The following is a 12,539-nucleotide window of genomic DNA, read 5'->3' on the forward strand; positions in this document are numbered from 1 at the left end:
GGACGCAGTCCACCTGCTCCGGTCCCTGAGGAAGGACGAAGTCCTGTCTCGAAGGGTCGGGCCCGCTGCGCCGCGGGCCCGACCCCGACGACCGCCTCAGGACGTCCCGGGCTCCTCGCCGCTCTCGATGTTGAACATCCAGGTGACCCCGAACTGGTCGGTGACCTGCCCGAAGTAGGCACCCCACATCTGCTTCTCCAGGGGGACGTCGACCGTGCCGCCGGCGGAGAAGGCGTCCCACCAGCCACGCAGGAGGGCCTCGTCCTGCGGGTCGCCGCTGAGGGCCACGCCGAAGTCGTTGCCGCGACGGATCTCCTCGCCGGGCGGGCCGTCGGAGGCCATCAGCCGGAAGCCGTCATCGGTGACGAGCAGCGCGTGCATCACGCCGTCCGGCGGCGGGACCGGGCCCGTGGCACCCATGTCGCCGAAGGTCATGACGTCGAGCTTGCCGCCGAGCGCGGACTGGTAGTGCTCCATGGCCTGGCGGGCGTCGCCGTCGAAGATCAGGTAGGTGGTCAGGTAGCCGGACATCGGGTCTCCTCGGGTGCGTGGCGCGGCTGGCTGCCGTCGCTCTTCTGACCGCCTCGGCTGCCCGGAATCATCGCGGGGGCCGGCGTGGGCCGGTCAGCACCCGGGGTGGCGCGATCAGCCAGGGGCTGCCGGCCGCCACCCGGACCCCGACGCGGGCTGTCCGGTGAGCACCCGCACCGCGAGGTCCGTGGTGGCGTCGACCCCGAAGAACCCCGCCACCCGGGTCACGCGGTCGATGTCGAGGGGCAGCAGCCCGGGCGTCCCTGGCCGGTCGGGCGTGAGTCCGAGGTCGAGGTCGGCGTGGCCCGACATCAGCTCGACGTTGAAGTCGTAGCGCTCCCGGGCGCCGGGTGCGCTGAGCCGGCGCACGACGGTGGCGCCGGTCCGGCGACCACCCGCCTCGGTCGCCTGGGCGTCGAGTGCCGCTGCGAGCGAGCGGCCCTGGTCGTGCTCGACGTCGGCCCAGACCGCCTGCATGTCGCCGGCCACGTCGAGCAGCGCCATCGCGGCCTTCTCCCCGATGCCCGCGACTCCCGGGAGGTTGTCGCTCGCGTCGCCGCGCAGGGCGGCGTACGCCAGGTAGTTCTCGGCGGCGACGTCGTACATCAGCCGCAGTCGCCGCGGTGTGAGCAGCGGTGAGGCGGAGATGCCGCCGTCGATGAGCCGCAGCACCCGGGTGTGGGCGCTGATGTGGGCGAAGGCGTCGCGGTCGGAGGTCACGATCACGCAGTCCCAGCCGTGGTGTCCGGCCCACGCCGCCCCGGAAGCGCTGACGTCGTCGGCCTCCAGGCCGGGAGGCGTCAGCGTGGCGAGGCCCAGCGCCTCCAGCAGCGCCCCGGCCCGCTCGAGCTGCTCGACGAGCTCGGCGTGCTTGGGCGCCCGGCCGGCCTTGTACGCCGGGTAGCGGTCGCGACGGTGCGAGGAGGTCCGGTCGTCGAGGCCGAACAGGACTGCGTCGGGCTCGAAGCGCTCGATGCACTCCAGGATCTGGCGCAGCATGCCGTGCAGCGCCCAGACGGGCCGTCCCGACCGGTCCAGGATGCGGGTGTGCGCCCGCGCGTGGTGGTTGCGGTGCAGCAGCGAGGGAGCATCGACGACCAGGAGCAGCCTGCGGGGGGCGTCGTCGGGTGGGGTCATCGCGATCGGGGACCATGTTACGTGCCGGTCGGGGCGTCAGCGGAAGTCGCGCGAGGTCGCCCGCGCCTGGAGCACGGCCCCGGCGCCCGGGACGACGACGTCGATGCCCTCGACCCGGTCCGCGATCAGGTTGGTGACGCCCTCGTTGCGCTCGAGGCGGCCTCGGACGACGACGGCCACCCGGTTGCGCGCTGCCTGGCGGTGGACCTTCATGACGCCGATCGAGCAGACGACGTTGAGCATGCCCGTCTCGTCCTCGAGGTTGAGGAAGGTGGTGCCCAGGGCCGTCCCGGGCCGCTGCCGGTGGGTGATCAGCCCGCCGACGTGGACGCGTCGGCCCGGCTCGGTCGTGGCGAGGTCGGCGACCGAGCGGACGCCGGCCCGACGCAGCTCCTCGCGCAGGTGCTCGACGGGGTGGCGCTCGGGCGAGATCCCGGTGGCCCAGAGGTCGGCCAGCGTGATCTCGGGCTCGCTGAGGCCGGGGAGGGTCGGCGCCGACGGCGCAGGGGTGGTGCCGGGCAGGTGGTCGGCGGACTCGGCGAAGCCGGCGGCCCAGAGGGCTTCGCGCCGGCCGAGCCCCCACGCGTCGAACGCGCCGGCGGTGGCCAGTGCCTCCAGCTGCGCGGAGCTCAGTCCGGCCCGACGGGACAGGTCGGTGACGTCTCGGAACGGCGCCTCGTCCCGCGCCGCGACGATGCGACGGGCCACCTCCGTCCCGATCCCGCGCACCGAGTCGAGCCCCAGCCGGACGGCGAGTGCCCCGTCGCGCCGGTGCGCCGGCACCGGGTCGGGCGTGCCGGGCACCCACTCGGTGCGGTCGAAGTGCGGCTGGCAACAGGCATCGAGCCCGGTGGGCGAGGCCGTCGGGCCCGGACGAGGTCGCCCCGCGGGGTTCGGTCCCTGAGGAGGTCGCCCGGCGGGGTTCGGTCCCTGAGGAGGTCGCTCCGCGACCGTCTCGAAGGGCTCGAAGGGCTCGAGGTCCGCCTGCGCCGCCGAGCGCGTGACGTCGGGGCGGCGTACGTCGACACCGTGGCGGCGGGCGTCCCCCACCAGGGACTGGGGCGAGTAGAAGCCCATCGGCTGGTTGCGCAGCAGCCCCGCCAGGAAGGCCGCGGGGTAGTGCAGCTTGAACCACGACGAGGCGTAGACCAGCAGCGCGAACGACAGCGCGTGCGACTCGGCGAAGCCGAAGTTGGCGAACGACAGGATCTTGACGTAGATCGAGTCGGCGAGGTCCCCGGTGATGCCGCGTCGCTCCATGCCGGCGTAGAGCTTGTGCTTGACCGACTCGATGCGCTCGACCCCGCGCTTGGACCCCATCGCCCGGCGCAGCAGGTCGGCGTCGTCACGGCTGCAGTCGCCGAGCGCCACTGCCATCGCCATCAGCTGCTCCTGGAAGAGCGGCACGCCCTTGGTCCGCTCGAGCACCGGCACGAGCTCCGGGTGGTCGTAGGTGACCGGCTCCTGGCCGGTGGCGCGGCGGACGTACGGGTGGACGGCGCCACCCTGGATCGGACCGGGCCGGATCAGCGCGATCTCGATGGCGAGGTCGTAGAACTCGCGGGGACGCAGCCGCGGCAGCGTGCCGATCTGGGCCCGGCTCTCGACCTGGAAGACCCCGATCGAGTCCGCGCGGCACAACATGTCGTAGACCGCCGGCTCCTCCTTGGGCATCGTGGCCAGCGTCCACCTCTCACCCAGGTGGTCGGCGGCCAGCGTCATCGTGTGGTCGAGGGCGCCGAGCATGCCGAGGCCGAGCAGGTCGAACTTGACCAGGCCCATCGACTCGCAGGCGTCCTTGTCCCACTGCAGCACCGTGCGCTTGTCCATCCGCGCCCGCTCGATGGGGCAGACCTCGCCGATGGGTCGCTCGGTCAGGACCATCCCGCCGGAGTGGATGCCGAGGTGACGCGGCGCCCCCAGGAGCTCCTCGGCCAGCGCCACCACCGGCGCGGGGACGTCGTGGGCGGCCGGGTCGCCCATGTCGCCGGCGACCACCGCCTTCCAGCCGTCGATCTGCTTGGACCAGGCGTCCTGCTGGCCGGGGGAGTAGCCCAGCGCCTTGGCGGCGTCACGCACCGCCATCCGGGGCTGGTAGGCGATCACGTTGGCCACCTGGGCGGCGTTGTGCCGGCCGTAGGTCTCGTAGACCCACTGGATCACCTCCTCGCGCCGGTCGGAGTCGAAGTCGACGTCGATGTCGGGCTCCTCGTCGCGGTGGGCGGAGATGAAGCGCTCGAACGGCAGCCGGTAGAACACGGCGTCGACGGCGGTGATGCCCAGGGCGTAGCAGACCGCCGAGCTGGCCGCGGAGCCTCGGCCCTGGCACAGGATGCCGCGGCCGCGGGCGAAGGCGACGATGTCGTGGACGATGACGAAGTAGCCCGCGAAGTCCTTCTCGGCGATCACCCGCAGCTCGTGCTCGACGCGGTCGCGGGCCTCGCGCTCGTGGGGGGCTCCGGTGTAGCGCTCGGCGAAGCCCCGCTCCGCGAGCACCCGGAGCCAGGAGTCCGCGGTGTGGCCCTCGGGGATCTGGCGCTTGGGCAGCGCGGGCGAGGCCTTGTGGAGGTCGAAGGCCAGCTCGTCGGCCAGCGACACGCTCCGGGCGACGGCACCGGGATGGTCGGCCAGGGCCGCGGCTGTCTCCGCGCCGCTGCGCAGGTGGGCCGAGCCCGAGAGGTCGAGCCAGCCGTCCATGTCGGCCAGGCTCCGGCGGGCGCGCACCGCGGCCATCGCCGAGGCCACCCGGCGCCGCGCGGGCGTGGCGTGGTGCACGTTGCCCGCCGCGACGACGTCGAGGCCGTGGACCGCCGCCAGGCGCGCGAGCGCCGCGTTGGTCTGGCCCGCGTCCGGTCGCGGCGAGAGCTCCACCAGGACGTGCTCGAGCCCGAACAGCGAGGTCAACCGGTCCAGCGCCTCCGCGGCCGCCCGCTCGCCACCGCTGGCGAGCGCCTGCTGGACCGCACCTTTGCGGCAGCCCGTGAGCACGGCCCAGTGCCCACGTCCTCGCGCTCCGAGGTCCTCGAGCGCGTAGACCGGGCGCCCCTTCTCGTCCCCCCGCAGGTGGGCGTCGGTCATCGCCGCAGCGAGCCGGTGGTAGCCCTCGACGCCACGGGCGAGCACCAGCAGGTGGCTGCCCTCGGGGTCGGGCACGCCGTTCTGGGGGCCGGACAGGCCGAGGGAGAGCTCGGCGCCGAAGACGGTCGGCAGGTCGTGGGCCGACGCGGCCTCGGCCAGCGCCGGGGCGCCGTAGAAGCCGTCGTGGTCGGTGATCGCGAGGGCGTGCAGCCCCAGGCGCACGGCCTCCTCGACCAGCTCGGTGGGGGAGCTGGCTCCGTCGAGGAAGCTGAAGTGGCTGTGGCAGTGCAGCTCGGCGTACGGCGTGACGGCGGCGGGCCGCTCGATCGGACGTGTCGGTGCGGAGGACCGCTTGCGCCGCGAGACCGGTGCGTCGTCGGCGCCGGGGAGCCCGCTGAGCCGGCGTTCGAGCTCGGCCCACCGCATGGCGGGATTGCTCCAGCCCATCAGCGCACCCCGTCCTGGGCCTCGTGCTCAGTCATACGCCGCCTCCAGCGACCAGCCGTCGGGTGCGCGCAGCAGCAACCAGGCGCGTCCGTCGGCACCGACGACCTGGAAGCGGGCGGACAGCCCCGAGCCCCCGGACCACCAGCTCTCGTCGGTGGGCCAGGGGCCCGCCCAGGACGTAACGGGCTGCCACGGCAGGTCGCCGCCCTCGGCGCGGAAGCGGGCGGGTGCGCCGGTCACGGCTCCGCGATCGGTGACGCGGACGTCGTGGTCGGACGCGTCGACGACCTGCGCGTCGCGTGGCGCTGCGAAGACCCGCACCGGGGGCGGTCCCGGCACCCGGCCCGGCCAGGGCCGGTCGAGCGGACGCAGGTCGACGGCGCGCTCGCCCCACGGCACCAGCGACTGCCGGGAGGCCGGGCTGCGCCCGCCCTGCAGGACGGGGCTCAGGACCCCGTCGAAGCCGATCATCCCCTGGACGCGGGCCACGCCCCGCTCCACCAGGTCGTCGGACGCGCTGCCCCACAGCGCCTCCCCGTGGGCGGCGGCGGGCTCGACCACCTCGGGCACGAAGCGGACCAGCTCGATCGGCGCCCGGACGGCCCCGGCGTCCTTGCGGGCCCGCAGCGAGCCGCCGACGTCGGCCGACTGGAGCTGCCAGTGCACCCGGTCGACCAGGTCACGCGCCCCGAAGTGGCGGGGGTGCATCCAGACCCGCGAGGAGCAGACGACCCCGTCCGACTCGGCCTCCACGCGCACGCCCGTGGCCACCAGCTGCCGGCCCGCCAGCTGGGAGACGAACCGCTCGGCTGTCCTGCGCACGCTGAAGGTGATCGCCTCGACCGAGTCCAGCGGCGGCTCGAAGGGCACCGCGACGTCGAGCTCCGGCGGTGGGGTCCGGGCCGCGAACAGCGACTGGTCCTCGCCCCGCGCCCGGCGGCGTACGCCGGCACCGTAGGCCCCCAGCCGGTGACCGACGGCCTCGGCCGGCAGGTCGGCCAGCCCGCCCAGCGAGCGGATGCCGAGGCGCTGGAGCAGGCTGACCAGCTCCCGGCCCGGCGCGCCCTCGTCCTGGAGCACCGTGACGGGCAGCCCCCGGAGGAAGGCGGGGGACCCTCCGGCCGGCACGATCGTCCACGACTGGGCATCAGCCGCTCGGGCAGCGTGCTCGGCGGCGAAGAGGTCGTCGGCGACGCCGAGGCGCACGTCCTTGACCCCGCACCCGACCAGCGCCTCGGCGACCGTCGCGGCAGCGAAGGTCTCGCTGCCGTAGGCCTGACCGGGCGCCCGGACCGCGAGCAGGCCCGGCCGCAGGGCGGCCACGCCGGGGCGCAGGTCCTCGACCGTGGCCAGGACGGGCTCGAACGCCCGCGCGTCACGGTCGGGGTTGGCGGGCAGCAGCAGCAGGTCGGGGCAGGCGGCCTGGGCGTCGCGCCGGCGCTGGCCGCGGCGTACGCCCTGGCTGCGGGCCGCCCCGTTGCAGACCTCGACGAGGTTGGCGTGGACGACGGCCGCCGGCAGGCGTGAGGGACCACCGAACTCCTCGAGCGCGGCGACCACCGACCAGTCGGGGCACCACACGACCATCACCCTCACCGGCGTCTCATCCGATCGCCCGGGCGACCCCGGGGCGCCGGTCGACGTCCTGGCCACCAGTGAGTCGCTCCACGCCGGGCCAGCCCAGGTCGACGCGCTGCGGCCGGCGGGCGCCCCGGTGCACGAGGACGCCGGCACGCCGCTGCTCGAGCCGTCCCGTGCCCGCGCCGGGGCCGGTCCACACGGACTCGACCGTGCTGAGCCTGGCCTCGACCCGCGGCCAGTGGCCGTGGACGACCAGCACGGCCGAGCGGTTGCGCAGCCGCGAGTGCAGCACGGCGGCGGTCTTCTCGCTCACCGACGCGGGCGGTCGCAGGACCACCACGCGCAGCACGTCGACCAGGGCGGCAGTCACCTCGAGCCAGTGCTCGCCCGGGTCCGGGACCAGCACGGTGCGCGAGAGCTCGATGCCGACCTCTGCCGCGGCCTCGGCCCCGAAGTCCGGGCACCCGGCGAACCCGACCCACGCCCCGGCCCGCGAGGCGCCCGCCGCCACGGCCAGGGCCAGCGAGGCGGAGTCCACGGCGTACGTCGCGCCGGACTGCAGCGGCAGCACGTCGGCGAGGCCTGACAGGGTGGGCACCGGCTCGGCGTCCGGACGCCGCTCCATGGCCGCGACCCGCTCGCGCAGCTGCTCCACGACCGACCGCCCGGGATCGAGGGGGGTGGTGCGCAGCGCCGACATGGGTCAAGGATCGAACACGTGTTCGAACGATGTCAAGCGGTTCGAACAACCCCCGCCCACGACCCGCAGTAGTGTGCGCCGCGGGTGTGACGGAGCTTCACATCGCGGGCGGAGGGGGAGCGGTGCGACGGACTGCTGCAGCTCTCGTGTCGGTCGTGGCCGTGGCGCTCAGCGCGACGCCGGCCGCCCCACCGTTGTCGTACGCCGCGCAACCCCAGGCCACCACGGGCTGGGAGGTCCTCCAGGCCGAGGACTTCGACACCCCGCTGACCGTCGACCGGGCCGCGTGGGTCCGAGACCCGCAGACGGCGACGAGCAGGTGGGCGGTCGACCAGTTCGACGACAACGGCAAGGTGTGGCACGCGATCAGCGACCCGGCCTTCACCCGGCAGCTGCGCACGCTGAGCGTCTTCCGCAAGCGGGTCGCCTTCGGTGACGACGGCTGGCTGACCGCCGAGATCGCGGCCGTCGACAAGGACCGCGACGGCCGGCCCGACTCGCGTCCCGGCCTGGCGACCACCGTCCTGCCCGACGGCGAGCGGGCGGCCAGGATCCGCGAGCCCTCGTGGGACGCGGGCGTGGTGATCCGGCCCACCCGGCCGCTGCCGGCGGCGTACCGCGTGGAGATGACCCTGCGCGGCATCGACTTCGGTGGGGAGCGCCACGGCTCCCTGTCGTACGACGGGAAGACCAACGGCTACGCCGCGACCGGCTGCAAGACGGCCTACCCGTGGACCTTCCAGGGCGCGATCCCCGGCCGGTCACGCTGCCGCTACCCGAGCGTGACGAAGGAGAACGGGTTCTACTTCCTGACGATCCTCGACCACGCCAACGGGGCACCGCACGGCAACGCGGGCATCCACTACCGCCGCAAGGTCGTGCTCGACTCCTACAACAGCCAGGCGCCGTGGTCGGCGTCGAACGCCATCTGCAACCCCGCGACCGGCCGGCTCGAGAGCACGCTGGACGGCACCTACAACGCCGTCAACGCGGCCTTCGTGCGCGGCGACGCGTTTCGCAGGGAGAACAACTCCGTCTCCAACCAGTACTTCTTCCGCACCCCCTGCGGCGACTTCGACGGCGCCGGTCGCTGGGGTCCGGACGGCCGCTACCGCGACCTCGCCTCCAGCGTCGAGCTGCGCCCGGAGCTGCTGCCGGCCGAGCGCTACCGCTTCGCCGTCGAGCGCGACGCGAGCGGCTACACGATCGAGCTGAGCGGCCCGTTCCGCCACGTCGGCCAGGCGACGTACCGCCTGCACCACGACTTCGTCGAGGACGGGCGCCCGATCTGGCACTACAACCAGGAGCCGGGGGAGTACGACGGCCGCTTCGACCGCTCGCTCACCCACACGGGACCGGCCGGGACGTACGTCACCCGCCACACCTGGCCGGCCGGCTCGGCGTACCCCGACTCGTTCGTGATCGGCGACCCCCACCTCAACTTCTACGAGGGGTCGGCGGTCGTCGACGACATCCGGCTGCTGGTCCCGACCGGCTGAGCGATGAGTCCGCCGACCGGTCGCGGTCGGAGCAGTGACACCCTCGACGCAGGAGCACCCGATGTCCTTCCAGGCCTACCTCGACAACGCGGAGAAGAAGACCGGCGTGACCCCGCAGGAGCTCGTCGACCTCGCCCACGCACGCGGCTTCGGCGCCGACACCAAGGCGGGCGACATCCTGACCTGGCTCAAGGACGACTTCGACCTCGGTCGGGGGTACGGCATGGCGCTGGTCCACGTCATCAAGAACGGCCCCGGCATCAGCGACAAGCACGTCGGTGGCTCCGGCGTGCACCGGGACGACTCGGCGGTGCTGCGGCTGGACGGGGTTGCTGCACGCTAATCAGTGACGGCCTCACGGGAGACGCACACGCGGCGAAAAGACGCAGTTCAGGCTGGTGACTGAAACCACGATGCCAAGGACTCGAATCGCCCCAGCCTTCGAACCGAGGCGGCTGACACTCAGGGGGCAGGCTCAACGACACTAGGGCTCAGCAGAAGAACCGCCGCCTCCTCGTCTTCAGCGAGGGCTGCGAGTTCGACGCGGATCTGAGTTGGCGGATCGCCCCACACTTCAACGATCTTGCCGCGGCGGGGCTCATCCAGCCCCCAGGGCACAAGCACCCAGAGTCCGGGCTTCAGGACCGACGTTTTCATCGCCACGGCACCTTTCCGGTCGTTGCTTTCAAATGGTCCCACACCATGTGATCCAGGACCCGTGCGTAACGGTTCAACACAGGAAGTTGGGCTCGAGCCCAACTGACCGTGTCTTGAACACCACCCCCGAGGAGCAGGGCGCGAAGACTGTCGTCGTTCCCGTGAGCTAGGGCGTTGCGCAGGGTCATCAGACGAGTGAACTGCTGGGCGTCGCCTGGCGTTGCCCACCGTCCGTTCCGCGTGGCCATCTTGAAGGGACTCAGACCCAGGCTTGCGAAGTCGTTGGTGATGTTGCTGTGTGTGGGGTTGCCCCTGTCGATGTTTCGTGCGCTGACGATGCCCTCGGTGAGGATTGGGAGGAAGTTGGGGGTTGCTCCCGACGCGAACAGGAGCCTTTCGACGGCAAGGTCATGCATGTCCCGGATGAAGCCCTGAAACTGGCTCACGATGACAAGGACGTATGCGTGTGCCAGTGGCTTGCTCGCGTCGAGGGGGCGTCCAGGACCCGTGAGATCGCCGACCTTGGCGTGACCCGCGGCGACGTTGTCGATGGCCTCGCGACGCGGACCGAGCCAACGCTTTACGGGTTCAGAGGTCACATACGGCACACCCAAGGGTATCGAGGGCTGGTGCGGCGCGCGGGACCATCATGCGCAGCGCCGTGATCATGACGCTGGGCGGGGCGATTGGTCGCCTGTTGATCCGCATGGGTCAGGCGAACGCGGCGGAATGGGACACCTCGACTACGGCGTACCGACAGACGCCGGGGGCTAGCTCGTCCGCCTCGACCAGGCAGGCGCCATCCAGTCAGAAGGCTGCAATGGCCTCAGCGCTCAAGATCCGAGGAGCTGTGTCGCTTCAGGCCCGACAGCGCCTCGAGCGCTGCTAGTCCGCGAGCCCTTGACGGTCATGGGAGAACCCCCAAGGCTCTGAGACGGGCCTACCATGGGTGGCCACAACGGCGTTCAATCGCACGCATGCCGCCGATGACCCCACGCGAGACTCTAGTTCGTGACGAGATCGCGGTGCGCCCCGAGCTTATAGAGCCTGGATTGGTCACGGTGCGGACCAACTACCACTTGACTAACGCTGAGGGGACTCGCGGCTTCATAGACGTTTTGGCCCGAGACCGGCGCGGACTCCTGGTTGTCATCGAAGTGAAACGATCGGACAGTGCAGCGCGAGAAGCGATTCACGAGGTGCTGAAGTACTGCGAACTGCTGCGCAGAGAACGAGGGATCAGGTCTGACGGCGTCCGCGCCATCATCGCCAGTACGACGTGGCGCGAGCTTCTTGTCCCGTTTAGCCAGTTAACCCGCACGAGCGAGTATCCGATAGAGGGGGTGAAGCTCTTGACGGGGGACAGCTTCCCCCGCAGCCTCGTGTCCGAGCCGATAACGCCGCTTCCGCTCCCGAGCGAGACCGACCTCGCCACCGTCGCTCTACGAGCCGACGTGGAAAATCAGCGTGGCGTCGAACTTGCTTGGCAGAAGGCCGTGCCCATCTTGAATGGTGTCGGCGTCGACGACATGTTGGGCGTTGCAGTGGGCAACGAACATAGAACGGTGTTGCACATCGCGATCGGAACCGTGGTCGCTGGTGACCCACGAGTGCCCACTCTGCCGCCGGACGAGATGCCGCCTGATGAGGGCCCGGAGTACGCGGTCGCAGTTGATGCGCTACAGCGCCTCGACGGATTCGAGCTAGTGAGCCCAGATCGTCTTCGACGTATACGAGAGAGCAACGGCCTCGAGCTGCTCGCCGTGTTTCGAACTGGGCGTTTCAGCGATCAGTCCGACCTTCTGAACGATGGCGACGCCCTAGCAATGGCCGAGGGCTCGCTGACCTGGAGCCAGATAGAAACCTTCAGTGTGGGGCGACCATCGCTTGGCCTTGCGTGGCAACGCATGCGAAACAGGCTTGCCTACACGTTGGACGGCAACCCAGAGTGGACGCAGCTCGTCGAGCTCTGGCTCGACGAGGTACAGGAACGGCACCCAGATGCTGATGTGGTGCTACGCGTCTACAACCCGTGTGACTTTATGGCGGCCCTGGTGCACAGCGGCTTGGGCAACGAATTGAGCGAGTTGTTGCCTCAGGTCAAGGGAGGCTTGGATCTTGCTGGCGCCGAGGGGCGGATCCTCCACGGGTGCCTGGTCTGGAACGGCGAAGGTGCAGAGACGGCGGCGAACACATTCGAACCATCTATCGATCGCCGGCAGACTGGGCTACGCAGCGCGCCGCGGGGATGGTCTGGGAAACCGATCTGGCTCTGCTTCACGCACTTGGCTTGCGATACGCGCTCGTGGAGTTCCTTCCATACGACAACGGCGGTCCCTACCTCCTGTCGGCCGACTCTGGTGCGCTCGCTCGAGCTGAACCGACCGCGGACCTCGAGTGGCCAGGCGTCTACCCATTTCCCGACTGGCTTCGGACTGCGGAGCTTGAGGACCTGCTGACCGAGTACTGGTCGTCAATGACACCCGTTAACGGTGGGGATCAGTGGCTCACATTTGAGGGCCCTCAGAGCTAGTCGCAGGCGGGTCGCCACGGAACGGACAGCGGTAATCCTGCGGCGGAACTGGCTAGCGCTGGGTGGCCGCGGGTTGCGGCTGAGCGAATCCGCCGTGCCCGAACCTCCGAGCCCCCTGCGCAGCGCGTGCGATCAACGAACCGGCCATCAGGGCCGCTGTCCGAGAGAAGCCCCAAACCACCTGTCCAGGAATTCGACGTGACCAGAGCATTCGGTACGACTTGTGGAACTGAGCACTTCCGGCAGTGACTTGCGTCTGCGTCTACGTTCGACCATCTCGCCAATTGGGACTGCTGTGTCGTGTAAGGAGCGTGTCGTAGGAGCGGGCCAACAGTGATCGCCTGCACCATTGCCGTGTGCGACTACAGGGGATTAG

Annotated in this window: 9 protein-coding genes; 3 read left to right on the forward strand and 6 right to left on the reverse strand. The window is 71.2% G+C overall.

Features of this window, described 5'->3' with window-relative positions; translation table 11 throughout:
* Positions 1 to 96 precede the first annotated feature (96 nt).
* The 5 genes from BLU55_RS02690 to BLU55_RS02710 form a co-directional block, all read right to left on the reverse strand.
* A complete protein-coding gene (locus BLU55_RS02690; RefSeq protein ID WP_091725742.1) occupies positions 97 to 531 on the reverse strand; it encodes a VOC family protein in 435 nt (144 codons plus the stop codon).
* Between the two features lie 114 nt (positions 532 to 645).
* Positions 646 to 1,668 (reverse strand): 5'-3' exonuclease H3TH domain-containing protein, encoded by a 1,023-nt coding sequence (locus BLU55_RS02695; protein WP_091725746.1) that lies wholly within the window; start codon positions 1,666 to 1,668, stop codon positions 646 to 648.
* A gap of 36 nt (positions 1,669 to 1,704) precedes the next feature.
* Positions 1,705 to 5,193: an error-prone DNA polymerase gene (locus BLU55_RS02700; RefSeq protein WP_091725749.1), complete on the reverse strand. Its 3,489-nt coding sequence runs from the start codon at positions 5,191 to 5,193 to the stop codon at positions 1,705 to 1,707.
* Between the two features lie 27 nt (positions 5,194 to 5,220).
* The gene (locus BLU55_RS02705; RefSeq protein WP_231917142.1) at positions 5,221 to 6,780 is read right to left on the reverse strand and encodes a DNA polymerase Y family protein; all 1,560 of its coding nucleotides are present in this window, start codon (positions 6,778 to 6,780) and stop codon (positions 5,221 to 5,223) included.
* Between the two features lie 16 nt (positions 6,781 to 6,796).
* Entirely contained in the window at positions 6,797 to 7,474 is a 678-nt protein-coding gene (locus tag BLU55_RS02710) for a hypothetical protein (RefSeq protein WP_091725754.1), read from the reverse strand.
* Positions 7,475 to 7,596: 122 nt separating this feature from the next.
* On the opposite strand from BLU55_RS02710, the gene BLU55_RS02715 reads away from it, so the two are divergent.
* Positions 7,597 to 8,973: a hypothetical protein gene (locus BLU55_RS02715; protein ID WP_091725757.1), complete on the forward strand. Its 1,377-nt coding sequence runs from the start codon at positions 7,597 to 7,599 to the stop codon at positions 8,971 to 8,973.
* A 61-nt stretch (positions 8,974 to 9,034) separates the two neighbouring features.
* Entirely contained in the window at positions 9,035 to 9,316 is a 282-nt protein-coding gene (locus tag BLU55_RS02720; protein WP_091725759.1) for a DUF4287 domain-containing protein, read from the forward strand.
* Between the two features lie 310 nt (positions 9,317 to 9,626).
* On the opposite strand, the gene BLU55_RS02730 is transcribed toward BLU55_RS02720, so the two are convergent.
* The gene (locus BLU55_RS02730) at positions 9,627 to 10,229 is read right to left on the reverse strand and encodes a hypothetical protein (protein WP_157682699.1); all 603 of its coding nucleotides are present in this window, start codon (positions 10,227 to 10,229) and stop codon (positions 9,627 to 9,629) included.
* A 378-nt stretch (positions 10,230 to 10,607) separates the two neighbouring features.
* Between BLU55_RS02730 and BLU55_RS02735 the strand changes: the two genes are divergently transcribed.
* Positions 10,608 to 12,089 (forward strand): endonuclease NucS domain-containing protein, encoded by a 1,482-nt coding sequence (locus tag BLU55_RS02735; RefSeq protein WP_091725768.1) that lies wholly within the window; start codon positions 10,608 to 10,610, stop codon positions 12,087 to 12,089.
* The last annotated feature ends 450 nt before the right edge of the window (positions 12,090 to 12,539 follow it).

The organism is Nocardioides scoriae (assembly GCF_900104965.1).
Taxonomy (GTDB): domain Bacteria; phylum Actinomycetota; class Actinomycetes; order Propionibacteriales; family Nocardioidaceae; genus Marmoricola; species Marmoricola scoriae.

Excerpts from the sequence above, each read along its gene's own strand:
- BLU55_RS02690 (WP_091725742.1), bottom strand. The coding sequence starts at position 531 with ATGTCCGGCTACCTGACCACCTACCTGATCTTCGACGGCGACGCCCGC.
- BLU55_RS02695 (WP_091725746.1), bottom strand. The coding sequence starts at position 1,668 with ATGACCCCACCCGACGACGCCCCCCGCAGGCTGCTCCTGGTCGTCGAT.
- BLU55_RS02700 (WP_091725749.1), bottom strand. The coding sequence starts at position 5,193 with ATGGGCTGGAGCAATCCCGCCATGCGGTGGGCCGAGCTCGAACGCCGG.
- BLU55_RS02705 (WP_231917142.1), bottom strand. The coding sequence starts at position 6,780 with ATGGTCGTGTGGTGCCCCGACTGGTCGGTGGTCGCCGCGCTCGAGGAG.
- BLU55_RS02710 (WP_091725754.1), bottom strand. The coding sequence starts at position 7,474 with ATGTCGGCGCTGCGCACCACCCCCCTCGATCCCGGGCGGTCGGTCGTG.
- BLU55_RS02720 (WP_091725759.1), top strand. The coding sequence starts at position 9,035 with ATGTCCTTCCAGGCCTACCTCGACAACGCGGAGAAGAAGACCGGCGTG.
- BLU55_RS02735 (WP_091725768.1), top strand. The coding sequence starts at position 10,608 with ATGCCGCCGATGACCCCACGCGAGACTCTAGTTCGTGACGAGATCGCG.